Source organism: Nostoc sp. (assembly GCF_036917415.1).
Classification (GTDB): domain Bacteria; phylum Cyanobacteriota; class Cyanobacteriia; order Cyanobacteriales; family Nostocaceae; genus Nostoc.
The window spans coordinates 66,981-84,929 of sequence record NZ_JBALDJ010000026.1 but is presented as its reverse complement, the minus strand read 5'-3'; the positions used below and the strand labels follow the sequence as shown (position 1 = coordinate 84,929).

Annotated in this window: 16 protein-coding genes and 1 pseudogene; 13 read left to right on the top strand and 4 right to left on the bottom strand. The window is 39.9% G+C overall.

The window, feature by feature from the left end; translation table 11 throughout:
* The first annotated feature begins 112 nt into the window (after window positions 1–112).
* Window positions 113–295, top strand: coding sequence for a hypothetical protein (locus V7K41_RS05095; RefSeq protein WP_334846104.1), 183 nt, complete (start codon window positions 113–115; stop codon window positions 293–295).
* A gap of 333 nt (window positions 296–628) precedes the next feature.
* On the opposite strand, the gene V7K41_RS05090 is transcribed toward V7K41_RS05095, so the two are convergent.
* Window positions 629–1,384: a TspO/MBR family protein gene (locus tag V7K41_RS05090; RefSeq protein ID WP_334846102.1), complete on the bottom strand. Its 756-nt coding sequence runs from the start codon at window positions 1,382–1,384 to the stop codon at window positions 629–631.
* A gap of 155 nt (window positions 1,385–1,539) precedes the next feature.
* On the opposite strand from V7K41_RS05090, the gene V7K41_RS05085 reads away from it, so the two are divergent.
* The 10 genes and pseudogenes from V7K41_RS05085 to pip all read left to right on the top strand — a co-directional run bounded on the left by V7K41_RS05085 (window position 1,540) and on the right by pip (window position 14,945).
* On the top strand, window positions 1,540–2,157 hold the full coding sequence (locus V7K41_RS05085) for a hypothetical protein (RefSeq protein WP_334846101.1): 618 nt from the start codon (window positions 1,540–1,542) through the stop codon (window positions 2,155–2,157).
* A 113-nt stretch (window positions 2,158–2,270) separates the two neighbouring features.
* Window positions 2,271–2,642 (top strand): annotated as a pseudogene (locus V7K41_RS05080) (O-linked N-acetylglucosamine transferase family protein); the annotation flags it as partial.
* Between the two features lie 78 nt (window positions 2,643–2,720).
* Entirely contained in the window at window positions 2,721–3,812 is a 1,092-nt protein-coding gene (locus V7K41_RS05075; protein WP_334846100.1) for a DUF4350 domain-containing protein, read from the top strand.
* 171 nt (window positions 3,813–3,983) lie between these two features.
* Entirely contained in the window at window positions 3,984–4,934 is a 951-nt protein-coding gene (locus V7K41_RS05070) for an AAA family ATPase (protein WP_334846098.1), read from the top strand.
* 446 nt (window positions 4,935–5,380) lie between these two features.
* Entirely contained in the window at window positions 5,381–6,091 is a 711-nt protein-coding gene (locus tag V7K41_RS05065; protein WP_334846096.1) for a response regulator transcription factor, read from the top strand.
* Window positions 6,092–6,263: 172 nt separating this feature from the next.
* Entirely contained in the window at window positions 6,264–8,159 is a 1,896-nt protein-coding gene (locus tag V7K41_RS05060) for a CHASE2 domain-containing protein (protein WP_334846094.1), read from the top strand.
* 153 nt (window positions 8,160–8,312) lie between these two features.
* On the top strand, window positions 8,313–8,969 hold the full coding sequence (locus V7K41_RS05055; RefSeq protein WP_334846093.1) for a DUF928 domain-containing protein: 657 nt from the start codon (window positions 8,313–8,315) through the stop codon (window positions 8,967–8,969).
* A gap of 191 nt (window positions 8,970–9,160) precedes the next feature.
* Window positions 9,161–13,102 carry a two-partner secretion domain-containing protein gene (locus V7K41_RS05050; protein WP_334846091.1) on the top strand — a complete coding sequence of 1,314 codons (3,942 nt, stop codon included), beginning with the start codon at window positions 9,161–9,163 and terminating at the stop codon, window positions 13,100–13,102.
* A 605-nt stretch (window positions 13,103–13,707) separates the two neighbouring features.
* Window positions 13,708–13,914, top strand: coding sequence for a hypothetical protein (locus tag V7K41_RS05045; protein ID WP_334846089.1), 207 nt, complete (start codon window positions 13,708–13,710; stop codon window positions 13,912–13,914).
* A 92-nt stretch (window positions 13,915–14,006) separates the two neighbouring features.
* Window positions 14,007–14,945, top strand: coding sequence for a prolyl aminopeptidase (gene pip, locus V7K41_RS05040; RefSeq protein WP_334846088.1), 939 nt, complete (start codon window positions 14,007–14,009; stop codon window positions 14,943–14,945).
* A 99-nt stretch (window positions 14,946–15,044) separates the two neighbouring features.
* Here the strand turns inward: pip and V7K41_RS05035 are convergent, their stop codons facing one another.
* Both V7K41_RS05035 and V7K41_RS05030 read right to left on the bottom strand, forming a co-directional pair.
* Complete coding sequence (locus tag V7K41_RS05035; RefSeq protein ID WP_334846086.1) at window positions 15,045–15,326, bottom strand: pentapeptide repeat-containing protein; 282 nt, start codon at window positions 15,324–15,326, stop codon at window positions 15,045–15,047.
* Window positions 15,327–15,372: 46 nt separating this feature from the next.
* The gene (locus V7K41_RS05030) at window positions 15,373–15,510 is read right to left on the bottom strand and encodes a pentapeptide repeat-containing protein (protein WP_334846084.1); all 138 of its coding nucleotides are present in this window, start codon (window positions 15,508–15,510) and stop codon (window positions 15,373–15,375) included.
* 220 nt (window positions 15,511–15,730) lie between these two features.
* On the opposite strand from V7K41_RS05030, the gene V7K41_RS05025 reads away from it, so the two are divergent.
* The gene (locus V7K41_RS05025; RefSeq protein ID WP_334846082.1) at window positions 15,731–16,372 is read left to right on the top strand and encodes a DUF4232 domain-containing protein; all 642 of its coding nucleotides are present in this window, start codon (window positions 15,731–15,733) and stop codon (window positions 16,370–16,372) included.
* 101 nt (window positions 16,373–16,473) lie between these two features.
* Window positions 16,474–17,265 carry a GH25 family lysozyme gene (locus tag V7K41_RS05020; RefSeq protein WP_334846080.1) on the top strand — a complete coding sequence of 264 codons (792 nt, stop codon included), beginning with the start codon at window positions 16,474–16,476 and terminating at the stop codon, window positions 17,263–17,265.
* Between the two features lie 98 nt (window positions 17,266–17,363).
* Here V7K41_RS05020 and V7K41_RS05015 read toward each other — a convergent pair whose 3' ends face one another.
* Complete coding sequence (locus V7K41_RS05015; protein WP_334846078.1) at window positions 17,364–17,801, bottom strand: NUDIX hydrolase; 438 nt, start codon at window positions 17,799–17,801, stop codon at window positions 17,364–17,366.
* Window positions 17,802–17,949 lie beyond the last annotated feature (148 nt).

Below are 17,949 nucleotides of genomic sequence, written 5' to 3'. Positions count from 1 at the left end.
CTGACTTCAGGCTTTTAACCTGTTCATAGGTCATATATATTACCTCACTCTCACCTACTTATCTCACATCACTAGCGACTTTTGCAAGAAGTCTAGTGTCCGCGAACTAAAAGTGGAAGTGTATCTAGATATTCAAAATCAAGTTGCTAGTCAAGATATCGCCATTGTCGAGTCCCAGCAACCCCGACGCTTACCTTTGGATTTGCAAGCAGAAATACATTTACCGAGCGATCGCTATTCTATAGCATACCGGAAGTGGCTCAAACAACAGGGTGTTACTTTCGGCACTATTTAGAACTTGGCAATGCTTATCATTATGATTAAGAAAAAAGATTTAGATAAAATTGGTTTAGAAGCTAACCCCCTTAAAGAGTTTAAAAAACGGTAGATTTTTAATTGCTCTACCGTTTTTTATGTATGTTGAATGTGGTAATCAAAAGTCATATCATGTCCGGTTAAACACTTATAATATCTGTAGGTTGGGTTGAGGAACGAAACCCAACATTTGATCCTTGTTTATGTTGAGTTTCACTGGTGTTCAAACGCCACTTGCGTCTCCCCAACCTACATTGATAGATTTTATTACAAGTAATAACCCGAACTTGATATCAAGGTGAATTTTTGGTATTTATTTATCCACAAGTGTTAGTTTTAAAGGATACAATGGCTCAGATCCATTTAATTGCCAAATTCTAAATACCAATACAGCAGCTATAGTTAACCACACACAAGAAAATGATAAAGTCATTCCTGCTATAGGATTAGTTTGCCAATAAATTGCCGTTACTACTACAGCAGATAACCAAGGGCCTAAAATAACTACAGGTACAGCAGCACCTAATCTCCGTTCTACAGTAAAAATCGTATTCCAAGTATCCCCTAAAGCCAAATTTACCACAAACAAAATTAAAGGTAACACTAAAAATTGGTGATTCATTTGCTGCCAAACCAATACAGAAGAAATTACCCGCAAAACAGCAATTATCATCCAAACTATGGGAAATACTAAAGGTGGAGGAGACCATCTTGGTCTGATTACCTGGTCATAGGTCTGACGAGAACGGGTATTATCTAAAAGAGAGAAAATTCGAGAACGGATACTTAATAGAGCAAAAAATAATCCAGTCAATAAAGTGCTAAACCAACTAGGAAAAGAAGAACTATCTTCAACGAACATTACTAATTTCTCCATTCCTAGTAATACGAGAATCATCACTAAGATTTGTAGGGTAGTTCCTATTGTATAAACTAAAATTGCCTTAATATCTATTTCTTGTGTATTAGCTATTAATGTACTTGGAGACTGCTGTTGATTCCCAGGTTTTACCCCCATCACTGTATTAACAAACTGTTCAACTATTCCACTATTCTTGGATTGATTCATAATTAAAAGATTGCGCGTAGTTGGTAATTAGTAGTAATAAGTCATTATATAATATTCTAATAATTAAAAATAATTTTTGTAGCTCTTTTCACATCAGAGTTTAGAAGTTCCGAATCTAATGTATAGTCTTTCGTGAGTGATATTGAGGAAAAAACGTGGAATTTCAGAATTTATTGTATATTTTTACTCTAGTAAATATTGCTACGTTTGCTCTGAGTGTACCTGTATTTGCTCAAATCACACAGACTCCCTTTAATTCTTCACAGTCGAGTTGTCGTGCAACTAAAGTAAATACTCCAATTTTCAAAGAACCTTCAACATCATCCAACGCTATTAGAATATTATCGGCAAAAACAAGGATTACTTTAGGATATATACCAGTTAGCGGAGATAGATTTGTTAGAATTAAATCTCCGACTTCAGGGTTTATTCAAACTGCTGTGCTGAAATTTTGTCAGACGAATAACAACGCTCAAAACCTATGGAGTAAACCTACTATTGGCAGTGTATGTCGGCAAATTGTACGACAGGAAACTATACGTCGCCAACCAAGTACAAGAGAACCTTTTATTACAACACTTTATCCAAACACAAGTGTGTTTGTGAGCTTGGTTACAGGTAATGTAGTTAAGTCATACAAATCTGAAAATTACATTTGGGTAGAAATCGACCTTTCCAGAAGTTTCCCTGGAGAATTATCTGGTAATGGTTGGATGGTCAACACTGACTTAGTAAATACTCCTGGATTAAGCAGTCTGGCTTATTGTAGTTAGTAACTTATTTCTAAGTATGTTACCCAGGTATAAAGCGTGTTTTACTCCTGAATTCTGCTGTATATTCGCATTAATATAATAGTCACTATAGTCTTGACTATTGTGTATTTTCTCCTGTGCTACCACGTGATGATTACTTTGACTTGCTTTCTTTGGCAGACATTTATTTAGATACCTTCGACTGGGCGGGTGGTAACACAACACTGGATGCGATCGCCTGTCATTTACCAATTGTCACTTGTCCTGGTGAGTTTATGCGGGGGCGTCATTCTTATGGTTTTTTGCAAGCGATCGCTGTAACACAAACAATTGCAGCTGATACCTCGCAATATATTCAGATTGCAGTGCGATTAGCCGTAGATATTGATTGGCGATACTCAGTTCGTGAAGCCCTAAAACTCTCAAGCAACGTTCTGTTTGACAATCCCACTGCTACCCAAAATTTAGAAGCATTCATCAAACAGGCGATCGCGTTGAAAAACTAAAGCAAGTATATTTTGACTTTAGCTGAAAAATAAGTAAGTATTAACACTAGTGATATTCAAAGGCAATGAAAGTCGAAAATGAAACGTCCAAATCGCCTTGCTTGGATGGGAGCGATCGCACTCGCTGCGATCGTTTTACTTAGTTTGTTCGCGGCTCCCAATAATACTAAAATTAACGCTGGCTCTACTTATAACCGCAACTCTGATGGTTATGGTGCTTGGTACGCTTTTATGCAACAACAGGGAATTTCTATTAAGCGCTGGCAAAAGCCTTTTAGTGATATTCAGCTAGAGAACAGCCCAGTTACCTTGCTACAGGTAGGCGGCTATCCCAAGGAGGCGACACTGGATAGTCAAGAGCGGGAATGGGTAGAAAAAGGGAATACTTTGGTAATTTTGGGTGCGAAGGCGCGGGTTACAGAAGCGGAGTTTAGCACTATGCAAAAATCTCCTGAAGGTGATATTAAAATTGATACACGTAGACGATATAAAAAAGCTAACTCCCAGCAAGTTAATTTAGGCGATCGCTTTGGTGCTGTTGTCTGGAAAAAAAATTACAAAAAAGGAAAGGTGATTTTTTCTACTACTCCTTATTTAGCCGCCAATGCTTACCAAGATTATTTAAGTAATTTCAAGTATTTAGCTAGTTTGGTTACTGAAAAAAGTAACACAATCTTTGTCGATGAATACATTCACGGCTATAAAGATGCCGATGTCAGGAAAAAAGAAAGCGAAGGAGATTTATCTAGTTTTATTGCTAAAACTCCTTTACTGCCAATATTGATACAGGTAGGTATTCTGCTATTAGTGCTAGTTTGGGCGCAGAATCGCCGCTTTGGTAAACCAGTAGCTTTAGATACACCAGTTGTAGATAATAGCTCGGCATATATCCAAGCTTTAGCCGGGGTGTTGCAGAAAGCTGATACCACCGACTTTGTTGTTGAAATGGTGGGTAAACAAGAACAACTACAACTCCAAAAAGCGTTGGGATTAGGACAAGTACTTTTAGAACCTCAAGCCTTGATCGATTTCTGGATGGAAAAAACAGGCGCAAGTGCAGCAGAACTAGATGCAGTTTTAAAGCTACAATCTCGCAAACAACCCATCAGTGAACGAGACCTGTTAAGCTGGTTGGGGAAATGGCGAACCATTAGGGAAATTAAAAATTAAAAATTAAAATAGGACTTACGCAAAAACTCTCTCAAACTCTCATTTCTCCGTGACCTCTGCGTTCTCTGTGGTTCGTTTTCCGTTAGCTGTGGGTAAATCCTATAAAAATTAAAAATTAATGTTTTGGAATTATGCATAGTATTTTGGGTTAGTTATTTATCAATAAAAAATATGAGTGAAACACATCCTATCTTAGTTAGGCTTGGTCAAGGTCTTAATCAAGTAATTGTCGGACAATCTAGTTTAATACAGCAACTCTTAGTAGCACTGCTAGCGGGTGGGCATGTAATTTTAGAAGGAGTACCGGGAACTGGGAAAACCCTACTAGTAAAAGTGTTAGCGCAGTTAATTCAAGGGGAGTTTCGCCGGATTCAATTAACACCTGATGTTTTACCTTCAGATATTACTGGTACAAATATTTTTGACTTGAATAGCCGCAATTTCACTTTGAAAAAAGGGCCAATATTTACCGAAGTACTGCTAGCGGACGAAATCAACCGTACTCCGCCCAAGACACAAGCGGCGCTGCTAGAAGCAATGGAAGAGATGCAGGTAACGCTGGATGGCGAAAGTTTGCCTTTACCAGATTTATTTTGGGTAATTGCGACACAAAATCCTCTGGAATTTGAGGGTACTTATCCATTACCAGAGGCACAGTTAGACAGATTTTTATTTAAGCTGGTGGTAGATTACCCCGATCGAGCTGCTGAAAAGCAAATGTTACTCAATCGTCAGGCGGGTTTTGCAGCACGACGTTTAGATATTAGCCGTTTGAAACCAATCGCAACAGTAAGCGACATTTTGCAAGCACGACAAGCAGTCAAAGAAGTTAAAGTATCAGAAGCGATCGTTGATTATTTGTTGGCGTTGGTGACAATATCGCGTCAATATCCCGATTTGACTTTGGGTGCATCACCCCGCGCTACCGGTGCTTGGTTGCAGACATCTCAAGCCCTAGCGTGGTTAGCAGGAAGGGATTTTGTAACGCCAGATGATGTAAAAGCAGTTGCATCACCGTTGCTACGTCATCGTCTCATATTGAAACCAGAAGCGATGCTGGATGGTTTACAAATGGATGCGGTAATTGCGTCGGTAATTAATCAAGTACCAGTTCCGAGGTGAAAAAATTAAACCTCTTGCCCTCATCCCCCAACCCCTTCTCCCAAAATTGGGAGAAGGGGAGTCCTCACCCTAAGTCCCTCTCCCAAGTTTCGGAGAGGGACTTAGGGTGAGGACTCCAAAATCAGATCGCACCTTTAGATCAATACGGTTCGGTTAAGATCCCCCCGCCTACGGCGACCCCCTTAAAAAGGGGGTAAAAGAGGGTTGTAAGCCCCCCTTTTTAAGGGGGGTTGGGGGGATCTTTGAGGAATAAACACGTTAACCGAACCGTATTGACCTCTAGATTTGCACTTTTCTGTATAGCTTGAAAATTCATCTCCAATTAAAATAAGCGCATACTTCAATGAGTTAGGCCTAAAAGATACAAGATATGACTCTCAAGTTAAACGTCAAAGACGAAGGAATTTTTCATAAAGCTTAAGGAAACTTTGAATTTGGATGAAATTATGGTAGTAGTAAATTTAAAAGAACATCAAGTTTTTGGATATTTACCAGTGGAAAAAAAACTGGGTATTCTTGTTGTAGATGACCACCAATTAATTTTAACTGGTACGCTCGATGTCTTAAGTCGACAGTATCCCGAAGCTGCGATCGCTAAGGCTCAGACGGCAAAAGAGACACTTTATCAACTTCAATATCAACACTTTGACCTGATTGTGATGGATTTATCAATTCCCGATCGCCAAGGAGAGACAGCAGAAATTGATACCGGAATTAAGCTGTTGCAAACTTTGCTCCAAGAATATCCCGATCAGAATTTCATGGTGCAAACTAGTTATGTGAAGGCGTTAATTCGGATCAAACACGAGATTGATAATCATCAAGCTGGATTTGCGATCGCAGATAAAGGATTACCCGAAGATGAAATGCTAATGCGGGTTAATTTGGCCCTTCATGGTGCAACTCACACCAAAGACATCAAAACGGGAATCGAACTCAAACCAGAATGGTTGGAGGTGTTGCGGTTAGCTTTTGAAGAGAGTTTGACAGATAGAGCGATCGCCGAGCGAATGTATAAATCAGAACGAGCAGTCCGTACTTACTGGACGAAGATTCAGGATGTGTTGGGAGTGTATCCTGAAGACTGCAAGCAAAGTGGTAAGAATATGCGAATTCAAACTGAAATTCGTTCCCGTGATGAAGGTTTAATTGATTAATCCGGGGAAATTTAATTCGGTAAAAAACGAGATGATATTATGTCCGTTTGATTACTTATTAAACTCGAATAAACCTAAACAGACAAAGCCTAGCTTTGTCTCACCAAGTAAAGCATCTGGCGTGTGGGGGTGCAATGACTGTGAGAATTATAACTAATTATTCGGACATGATATGAGCAGGAGAATTTGGAATCGCATTCGCCAAGAATTTGGATTGTGGTTACAGGCTGCACCTCCTGGAATCATAGTACTGTTTATGGTGATATTGATACGTATAACTGGAGGAATGCAATCTTGGGAATGGATGCTTTTCGATAAAATGTTATATCTGCGTCCGGTAGAAAAACTTGATGAACGTGTAGTAATTGTAGGTATCGATGAAAAGGATATTGAATCGGTTAAACAATATCCCATTCCAGATGAGAAGATTGCAGAGTTACTCACCAAGCTAGAAACTTATAAACCACTAGCTATTGGGCTAGATATCTTCAAAAATGTTCCTGTTGAACCTGGTGGGAAACAACTGGCGCAAGTGTTACAGCAAAATACTAATATTATCGGGATTCAAAAAATATTACCACCGAAACAAATTTCTCCACCTCAGAATTTGCCACCGGAACGAGTTGGATTTGTAGATTTACCCAATGATAAGGATAGCAAAAATCGACGTTATCTGTTATTTACAACAGACCCTAATAATCCTGACAATATCAACGAAGATAAATATTCTTTAGCGCTGCGGTTAGTTATTAAGTACTTTCAGGCGAAAGGAATTGAATTGGAAACAGGAAAAAATGACCCGAATACAATCAGATTTCGAGGGATTGAATTACCCCGAATCACTCGTAATTTTGGCGGATACGTTAATGTTGATGATGGTGGATTGTCAATTTTGATGAACTTCCGCAATACTTATAAGCCTTTTCATGTTGTCTCGCTACGTGAGATTTTAAATGGAAAAGTAGATGCAGAATTGTTGCGCGATCGCATTGTATTAGTTGGCAACCGCAACACAAGTGTCGGCGATATTTTTTATACATCTGCATTGTCAAACTTAGAATTAAACGGTCAAATTTATGGCATTGACTATCACGCTCATGCGATCGGTCAAATTCTTAGTAGTGTAATCGACAATCGCCCAATGTTGCATAGTTGGGGAGATATAGAAGAGTACGTATGGATCTTTATTTGGGGTTTTTTGCCGATTATTATCGGACGGCTTACCCAATCCATTTGGGAAAATATACTTAGTGTTAGTGTAGCTGTATTTGCTCTATTTAGCTGTGGGTATATAATGTTGTGGATGTGGGGTATATGGATTCCGGTAGTACCTAGTTTGCTGATCTTAGGTGTAAATGGGCTTGGCTTGAGTGCTTTTGCGTTTTACCAGCATGATAAATTTTTGCGATCGCAAATTAACGAACGTCAAAACACAATTCAACATACTTTTACCGTAATTCATAATGGCCCTTTGCAAACTCTTGCTTATGGATTAAAGCATCTGCGTGCTAATGACATCCCCTACGAACAACTGGTTGGGCAATTTGAAAAACTCGATCGCGAAATTCGGGAACTTGGCGAATTTCTCAAACTCGAAGCATTAACCACAGAAGAGAGTTTGCGTTTAGGTAGCGGATTAACACTTGAGTTGAAACGACCTCTACACGATTTATTATATGAAGTTTATTCAACTACATTAGAACGTCAAGATTTTGAACATTTTAAAACATTAAAAGTAAAAATACGCAATTTTGACCCAATTAATGATAAATATTTAAGTATAGAACACAAACGGGGAATATGTCTGTTTTTGGAAGAAGCTCTATGTAATGTTGGTAAACACGCTCAAGGAGTTAAGCGCGTTCAAGCATCAGGTGTTTATAGCGCAAATAAATACAATTTATCTGTGAAAGATAACGGTTCGGGCATTAAATCAAAACTAGAAAATAAAGGCACAAAACATTTTAAAATGCTTGCTAAACAATTAGGAGGAGAGTTTCGCCGTGAATCCCTTTCTCCACGTGGAACTATATGCGAACTTAGTTGGACACCTATGAAGGAATTTTAAGAAAGAATAAGGCGTTAGTCGCCAGAATTCTGAATTTTCCAAAACTTTTAGATAAGCATACTATCAACAGCATTTACCATGAATCATCAACATTTCGTATCTTGGCAAAATAAGCGCAGACTTACAAGCTTGGTTGTCGGGGTAGTTTTTCTTATGACTGCAATCCCAGCATTTGCTCAGTTTAACCCGCGCGATCGCAAACCAGCCAGCGGAAATACCCGTCCGGGTGGTTCGCGTGGATGTTCAACTAGCGGCATACCACTGACACAGCTTGCACCTCAGACATTTATCGGTAAAACCGCTTCTAAACGTCCAATGTTAGCTTGGTATATGTCAAGTTCTCAAAATGCGCGATTCCAACTGTATGAATTTGATTCAGCCAACACCGTTAAAAAAATTGGGCAAGTTAAAGAAATACCCACAACAGTCGGGATTAACAAACTAAAACTTCCCGTTGATTACCCCGAACTCACAGTAGGTAAAACATATTTATGGCAAATTGCAATTGACTGCGAAAACGACACGATTATTAGACGTGCAGAATTTACCGTTATCAATCTTGAATCACTTGCTAAAAATCGATTTACTAGCATTCCAGAAAGCATAAATTATTATGCTGAAAACGATCTGTGGTATGAAGCCCTAGAAGAAGCATTAAAAGCAACTGGTAATGGTAAACTGGGGCGTACTGGGGCAACTTTAGTTAAAGAGCTTGCACAGTCCGAAATGCTTATCGGTGATGGCGTAGATAAAAAAAATATTCAGCAACGAATTGAATATCTCCAGAAAATTGCTAGCGAAAAAATATAGCAGTTTTCATTTTGATGCAACACACTCTGACCTCACTCCAAACCTCTCTCCTAAAAGGAGAGAGGCTTTGAATCTTACTCTCCTTCCAGCAATAAAAATTTTTCTGATCCCCTCTCCTCTTAGGAGAGGGTTAGGGTGAGGTCTTTATTAAACAACTAAGAACCACTATAGAAATAGTAGGCATAATAGAAATGGTGAAAATTTGGCCGGTTGCTGTCACAGGATGGCTGGGATGCGTGGTAGGTATTGCAGTTTCTATTCATCCTACTTTTGCTCAGTTAACTCCCGATAACAGCCTGGGAAAGGAGCGATCGCAAGTCATTCCCATTAATAAAAACAATGACCGCATCGACGGCGGTGCGGCTCGTGGTGCTAACCTATTTCACAGTTTTCAAGATTTTAACGTAAATGAAGGTCAAGGTGTTTATTTTGCTAATCCAGAGGGAATAACCAATATCTTTTCTCGCGTTACTGGTGGTAACTCATCAAATATTTTCGGGAGATTGGGTGTATTAGGTGGTGCGAATTTGTTTTTGCTCAATCCCAATGGCATTTTATTTGGTAAAAATGCCAGTTTAGATTTGCAGGGTTCGTTTGTGGGCACAACAGCGAACGGAATTCAGTTTGGAAATCAGGGGGTTTTTAGCGCGACGAATCTTGAAGCAGCACCATTATTGACGATTAATCCTTCGGCGTTGTTGTTTAATCAAATCCAAGCGAATGCAGGAATTACCAATCAATCGCAAGCAGATGCTGGTAAAAATCTTCTTGCTGAAGATGTCACAGGTTTAAGAGTAGCAGATGGTAAAAGTTTGCTGCTTGTCGGTGGAAATATCAATCTTGATGGTGGGAGTATTCGCACTTATGAAGGGAATATTGAATTAGCAGGTTTGGCTGCACCAGGAAATGTAGGATTAAATATTGCAGGTGATAATATCAGTTTGGCAGTACCTGATGGTGTAGAACGAGCAAATGTTTCTCTAAATAACGCCGCAGAAGTTAATGTTCGCGGTACGAATGGCGGGAATATCAAAATTCATGCTCGTGATGTGAATTTAGCAGGAGAAAGTAAACTTAGAGCAGGTAGAGACATAGGTCTAGGAACACCAAATAGTCAAGGTGGTAATATTGAAATTAACGCTACAGGAACCATAAATCTCACTAACGCCAGCTTTATTTCTAATACATTGCGAAAAGACGCTGTTGGTACATCAGGTGACATTAATATAATTACAGGTTCCCTGAATTTAAGTAATGATTCATTTCTAGATGCCAGTACTTTTGGGCAAGGGAATTCTGGTAAAGTTTCCATCCTAGCTAAAGATAACATTACGCTTACAGATAGTAGTGATATTTATAGTTCTGCGGAAGAAGGGAGTGTAGGTAATGGTGGTAGTATTAACATCCAAACAGGTTCTCTTTCTTTAGCGCAAGGTTCCGAACTCAACACTAAAAGTTTCGGACAGGGAAATGCCGGTAGTATCAATATTAATGCGAGTAATGGCATAAGTTTAGATGGTTTTATAGATACTACTTTAAGTGACGGTGAACCAGATCGAATTTATAGCCGTATTATTAGTAGCGTCAACCCAGAAGGTACAGGTAAAGCTGGAGATATTCAGATAAAAACAGCTTCTCTCCAATCAACTAATGGGGCATTTATTAGCAGCAGTACCCTTGGTAAAGGAGATGGGGGAAATATTACGATTGATGCTAATGATATTACTTTTGATAGTAATAGTGATATTAGCAGCCGGGTGTTTGCTGATGGTGTAGGTAAAGGTGGAAATATCCGGGTTAATACTGGAACCCTCTCATTATTAGGTGGTTCACAAATCTCTACCGCCGTTTCCGGTAAAGGTGATGCAGGTAATATATTTGTTAATGCCCGCGACACAATTCAGCTAGATGGGATAGTAGGCGATTCGATTGCTGGTATCAAAAGTGATGTAATAACTGGAGGTATTGGTAATGGGGGAAATATAGCAGTCACAACTGGCTTGCTGTCGTTGACAAATGGTGCAAGTATTGATACAGGTACAAATGGAATAGGTAACGCAGGTAATATTTTTATTCAAGCCGCAGAGAAAATTTCTCTCAGCGATACTAATAATATTGGTTTAACTCAAATTAGTACTAATGTTGGCGATAAAGCAAGGGGTAACAGTGGTACTATCAACATTCAAGCTAGAAATTTATCATTAGATAATGCTTACATTAACGCCTTTACTCTTGGGCAGGGAAATGCTGGCACTATTTCCATTAAAGTTGATGATACTTTATCTTTGAATAATCAAGCAAATTTTAGTAGTGCAACTTCAGAACTAGGAGGTAATGGTGGAGATATTGATATCCAAACAGGAAAGCTTTCTTTAAATAATGGTTCTTATTTCTTTGCTAGCACTTTTGGCAAAGGAAATGCTGGTAATATCTCAATCCAAGCAACAGATACAGTTTATCTTGCCAATAGCAGTAATATAAGTAGCGCCATTTCCGAAACAGGTGTAGGTAATGCCGGAAATATTGATATCTTCGCCAAGTCTTTTTCTTTAGACGGAGAATCTGCCATTTTTAACAGCAATCTTGGTGGTAAAGGTAATGCTGGTAATATTTCCATAAATACACAAGATAATGTTTCCTTCACAGGTGGTTCTTCTTTGAGTAATGGTACATCGGGTGAAGGTAATGGCGGGAATATTAAAATTCAAGCAGGTGGTGCTGTGACAATTTCTGGACGTAGTGAAAGACTTAGTAGCGGAATATTTAGCGGCGTGTTGGAAACCGGTGTAGGTAACAGTGGTGATATTGAGATTGTAGCCCGTAGTTTAGAGCTATCTGATGGTGCTGATTTGTTTACATTGTCTAATGGTGAAGGCAACGCGGGTAACGTTTTTATAACTACATCAGGTAACACAACAATCAAAGATAGTAATATAGCAACAATTATTGCCACAGATGGAAATGCTGGTAAAATTGCAATTCGAGCAGGTGGCGACGTTTCTATTTCAGGAAAAAGCTTTTTATCCTCCTTTCTTTACCTAAATGCAGTAGGTAAGAGTGGAGATATTGAAATTCAGGGACGTAATTTTTCTTTATCCGATGGTGCTGCTTTATTGTCTATTACTGGTGGTAAAGGCAATGCTGGAAATGTGCTAATTAATGCTACTGGTGACATTTCTTTCACAAATGGTGCTAAAATCAACGCTGCGACAATTGGACAGGGAAATGCAGGCAATGTCACCGTTAATGCTGGCGGAAAATTCTCTCTTCAGGGGACAACTCTCGATGGTTCTAACTTTGACACTGGCATCTTTAGCATAGTCGGAGTAGATGCAGGATTCACAGGTAAAGGTAAAGGCGGGAATATTAATGTCACAGCCCGTGATTTATCTCTCAATGGTGCAGCTTTATCTGCTAGTAGTCAGGGAGATGGAATTGCCGGGAATATTAACATTAATTCAGGTACTGTACAACTAGATAATAAAGGAATTATTGCTGCTGCAACTACCTCTGGTGATGGTGGAAATATTAACTTAACTGCTACAGATTTATTACTATTGCGTCGTAACAGCAATATCACCACAACTGCGGGGTTAGCCAAATCAGGTGGCGATGGCGGTAACATCAATATCAACTCTAAATTTATCGCCGCCAGCCCAGAAGAAAACAGCGACATCAGCGCCAACGCATACACTGGTTCCGGTGGAAGAGTCCAAATCAACTCGCAAGGTATCTTCGGTATCGAAGCGCGGACAAAACCAACCGGAAAAAGCGATATTACTGCAAGTTCTGAATTAGGCGTTTCAGGTACAACAAATATTAACGCACCCGATACCAGTTACATTCAAAACAGCTTCACTGGAACATCTCCAAACGTCATCGACACCAATGCACTCATCGCCAATAGTTGCATTTCAGGCAGTTCCAAGCAAAAGGGTACATTCTTCATTACAGGTTCTGGTGCTTTACGTAATAGTCCAGGGGATGGATTAATTTCAATCTATTCGACTGGTGAAGTGCGTAATGTTGAACCAATATCGCAGACTTGGAAAAAAGGCGATGCAATAGTTGAACCACAAGGGCTTTATCGACTTGCTGATGGACGGTTGGTACTCAGTCGAGAATGTCAGTGAAGCAATTTTTAAATGAGAGGTTGTTTGAAAAGTGATTAACTGTGATTTTAGACACTTCTTGATCCCCCCTAACCCCCCTTAAAAAGGGGGGAAGTAGGATTAAAGTCCCCCTTTTCAAGGGGGATTTAGCAGGGTGGTTTCATACAAGCAAAGAAAAATTAAAACTGGGTTTCAAAGCCTCTCCCCCCGTGGGGGAGAGGAATGGAAGTGAGGGAAAAAGCCATGCCACTTTCACGAGAAATCAAGACTTATGTATTTTTCTTTTTTCGTATGAAACCACCCTGCTTTTCAAGGGGGATTTAGGGGGATCTAAAACTATTTGATACATCATTAAGGACTTTTCAAACATCCTCTGAAAGGGTAGTTAAACCTTGTCTATGTTGAGAACCGTAGTTTTTGCCCTCACCCTAAATCCCTCTCCCTACTTGGGCTACGGTGTACACACAAGTATGACCAGCATAGGTTTCAACTTTTCTAGTAGTTTCGTAGGGTGCGTTATGGAGCAATACGGTTCAGTTAAGGAAATTTATCTGTTTAGGTAGGCAGGGGAAGCAGGGGAAGCAGGGGAGGCAGGGGGAGAGAAAAAGGCTTATCCCAAGCGTATTGTGTTATGGAGACGCCGAAATAACAAATGCGTTGGTGTAGCCCGCACTTCTCTACGAGACGCTGCGCGAACGACAAAGCTACTTCGACTGCGCTTAGTACAAGTCAGTGACCACCGCAGGCATCGCCATGATTGCAACAATTTAGCTTTGTCAGGTTTAGAACCCACATTTTACAGAAGCCGATCGCGATCGCAATATCAAAGCTAGTGTATTACTCAATCACCTGACATGAAGAGATTGAAGTTGTTTTACCAAAACATAGCGATCGCCATGACAACATTACTGATAAAATATGCAAAATGCGAGAACTTTACCCAGCGATCGAGCCTTACTTAGAAGGTAATTTACAAGTTTCCGACCTTCATACTATCCATTTTGAAGAGTCAGGAAACCCGCAAGGTCAACCCATCGTTTTGCTGCATGGGGGCCCCGGTGGTGGATGTCCAGCTTTTTATCGGCAATATTTCCACCCAGAAAAATGGCGGTTAATCATGTTTGACCAGCGCGGTTGTGGTCAAAGTACTCCCCATGCTGAATTACGAGAAAACACCACTTGGGATTTAGTCAGTGATATCGAAAAACTGCGCCAACATTTAGGTATAGGAAAGTGGGTCGTCTTCGGTGGAAGTTGGGGTAGCACTTTATCATTAGCCTATAGTCAAACCCATCCCTCTCGATGCACGGGGCTAATTCTGCGTGGTATCTTCATGCTGAGACAAAAAGAGCTGCGCTGGTTCTACCAAGAGGGTGCTAGCTATATTTTTCCTGATGCTTGGGAAGAATATCTCAAACCGATTCCTATAGATGAACGTGACGATCTGATCGCAGCATATTACAAGCAGTTGACCAATCCAGATTTAGAAATTCAATTAACAGCAGCGCGTGCTTGGTCAATTTGGGAAGCTAGTACTAGTAGACTTTTCTTAGACCCAGAACTCATGCAAAAGTTTGGCGAGAGTGAATTTGCTTCCGCTTTCGCTCGAATTGAATGCCATTACTTTATGAATAAGGGATTTTTGGAAACAGAAGATCAATTACTCTTAAATGTAGATCGCATCCGCCATATTCAGGCTGTAATTGTTCAGGGACGCTATGATATAGTCTGCCCAATGATCTCAGCTTGGGAATTACATAGAGTTTGGCCAGAAGCCGAATTTATAGTGGTTCCTGATGCCGGACATTCGATGAGTGAACCAGGAATTTGCAGTGCTCTGATTGAAGCAACAGATAATATTTAATTCAGTTGAATATTTAGCTTGGGAGATGGGGAGTTTGCCAAAGGAGCGGATGTAAGACCAAACCCACGGCAAGGCAATCCTTACTAAGATTCGAGGGGATTATGCAGTACTTTCACTTCGAATACTTCCATCAGGCATGATAGTTTCGTGGAAGATAGCTCCCTTGCACCTATTAATACTGAAATTTTGAGTACCCCTGAAATCAGCATAACTGAGGTTGGCATCGTCGAAAGACGTTTCCGTCAAAATAGCTCCTCTCAAGTTGGCATGGCTGAGATTAGTATCAAAGAAACCAGTTTGACCGCAAACAACTCCACTCAAGTCAGCTCCTTCCAAATTAGCTCCTTTCAAAGCGGCTTCACCCAGACGTGCTCCCTTCAAGTTGGCATAGCTCAAGTCGGCATAACTGAGATTAGTCCAATCCAGACTAGCGTTTACTGATATCGGCTTCCCTGAAAATAGCCCTGCTAAGATTCACGTCGAGCAAGCGAACTCTTGACAGCTTAACTCCAGTAAAATCTCTCTTCCCAGCAGCGTAGCGTTGCAACAACTCTTCAGCATTCATAACTTATCTCTTACATCAACCAACATATACAGGACTTACGCACAGGTAACGAAAAATCAAACCACAGAGGACGCAGAGGACACGGAGGAATAAGAGTTTGAGGTTTTTTGCGTAAGTCCTAATATATAAAGATAACCAGCAACGCTAACCCTTGTGAATTTGGAAACTTACACTGTATGAAAAGCATCAGTGGAAGTAGTTCACTAGAGAGAAAAAAAATATGCGAATTCTAATTATGAAAAGCAGTATGTTGTTGCTCCTGGCTGCGGTGACAACTAGCTGTGTCGGTTCTTCCTCTGTTCCCAAACAGACACAAGCCTTACCAACAATCACTGAACAGCCGACGAAAGAAGCTGTATTGACCTCAACACCTACACCGACTGAAAAAACTACAGAGAATTCTACCCCTGAAGCCACTACTGGCACGAATCCGGCGCGCTGTGAAACTAGTCAATTGTTAGTGCGCCGAGTCTCTGAAGATGCTGGGGTTGGGAATGTTGCACTTACCTATGCCTTTACTAATAACGGCTCATCCCCTTGCAACCTCTATGGTTATCCGGGATTGGCACTACTGGATGCAAAAGATCAACCTTTGGAGGGGATTAAAGTTATTCGCTCCCAGGACACTTACTTTTCGAGTAAGCAACCTCGACAACAAGTAACTCTAGCTCCTGGAAAACAAGCCTCATTTCAGATAGCATACAACCACATTAGTTCCCCAGAGAAAAACTGCCCAATGTCTAGTAAAATTCAAATCACACCTCCTAATGCTTACGATCACTTTACCCTTACAGAACAAATCAAGCCTTGTACAGGCAAAGTTAGAGTGACTCCAGTACAAGCCGCTAACACTCAACCCTAGTAACTTTCTGTAATTTACTCAAAGACCCAGAAAAAGCATAAATTTAATCAAAGCCTCTGATAAGTTCAAGATTGTACTAATCAAAAAGGTTAAAAAATACTATGGAAGGAATTGATGTTGCCGATCAAGACGGCAGAGTAGATTGGACGGCAGTAAAAAACTCTGGTAAAACTTTTGCGTTTGTCAAAGCCACAGAAGGAGCTAGCATTAAAGATTCTGCTTTTGCTCATCACTGGCAAACCATGAAAGCTGTTGGTATTATTCGGGGTGCTTATCATTTCTTTCACCCCCATACATCTGACCCGGTTCAGCAAGCAAAGGAATTCTTAAAAACTTTAGGCAAATTAGAACCGGGAGACTTACCACCAGTCATAGATGTAGAGGTAACTGACAAAGTAAATAGCCAAGCTGTAATTAATGCAGCCAAACAGTGGTTAGCAGAGGTAGAAAAAGCCCTTTTACAACAAACAAAAAAACCAATCAAACCAATTATTTATACCTTCCCCAGCTTCTGGACAGAACTTGGTAATCCATCTGATTTTGCTAATTATCCGTTATGGATTGCCCACTACGGAACTAGAAACCCAACTATTCCTGGTGCTTGGCAGGGACAATATTTAATCCATCAATATGAAGGTGATATATCTGGTGTGACTGGTGTTAGTGGTCGAGCCGATTTGAATAGATTTAATGGATTACAGCTAGGAGATTCTGGGCTGAGAGTAAAACAATTACAACAGCAATTAAAAGATATTGGATTATATACTGATGCCATTGATGGGCGTTTTTCTGAGTCAGTTAAAAATGCAATTGTTAGTTTCCAAACATCTAAGAAATTGCAGGCTGATGGAATTGTCGGTATAAAAACTTGGGTAGCTTTACTATGGATTTAAGTAAGTAGGTGTGAATAAACAAAGGTTTGTAGTCAACGGCTCCAAACCTTTAATTAATTTTTATTGTATAATATAGTTTGATTTATTGTGACAATTACTTAAGAGCGTAATGCACAAAATTGAGATTTAACCTGGAAAAAACCTTTAAGGATTCGTTTGAGTGAATTAAACTTAACCCGCCTGATAGCTTTATTCACTTCTACCCACTGCCGTTTTCTTTTAGTTGCTTCTGGATAATCTTCACTCAGCATATCGACTGATAATAAATACATTTTGACACAGTAAATTTTGCCTTGTTTGCGGTACTTGTAAGTTCCCAGTTCATTTGCATCTACTTGCCCAATTATCCCTGCTTCTTCCCACGCCTCTTTGGCTGCTGAAGCAGGTGGACTCATGCCACTAGGAATATCTCCTTTCGGAATTACCCAGTGTTGAAAGTCACGGGTTGTAATTAGCAAGATTTCAACTTTACCATTGTTCACTCTGTAAGGAATTACCCCAGACTGTTTAAACACTTTGCTGGCTTTTCGACTCATGTAATTTACATCCTGTACGTCCTAGCTTTTTTGTACAATGTTTACTTCAAAAATTCTAGAGCTGATACCGAATAAATTTTGGTTAACCTTAAGTTATGAAAAGGTTAAAAATTGTTTTTTGCTTATAAAAGTTAATTATTCAAAAAAT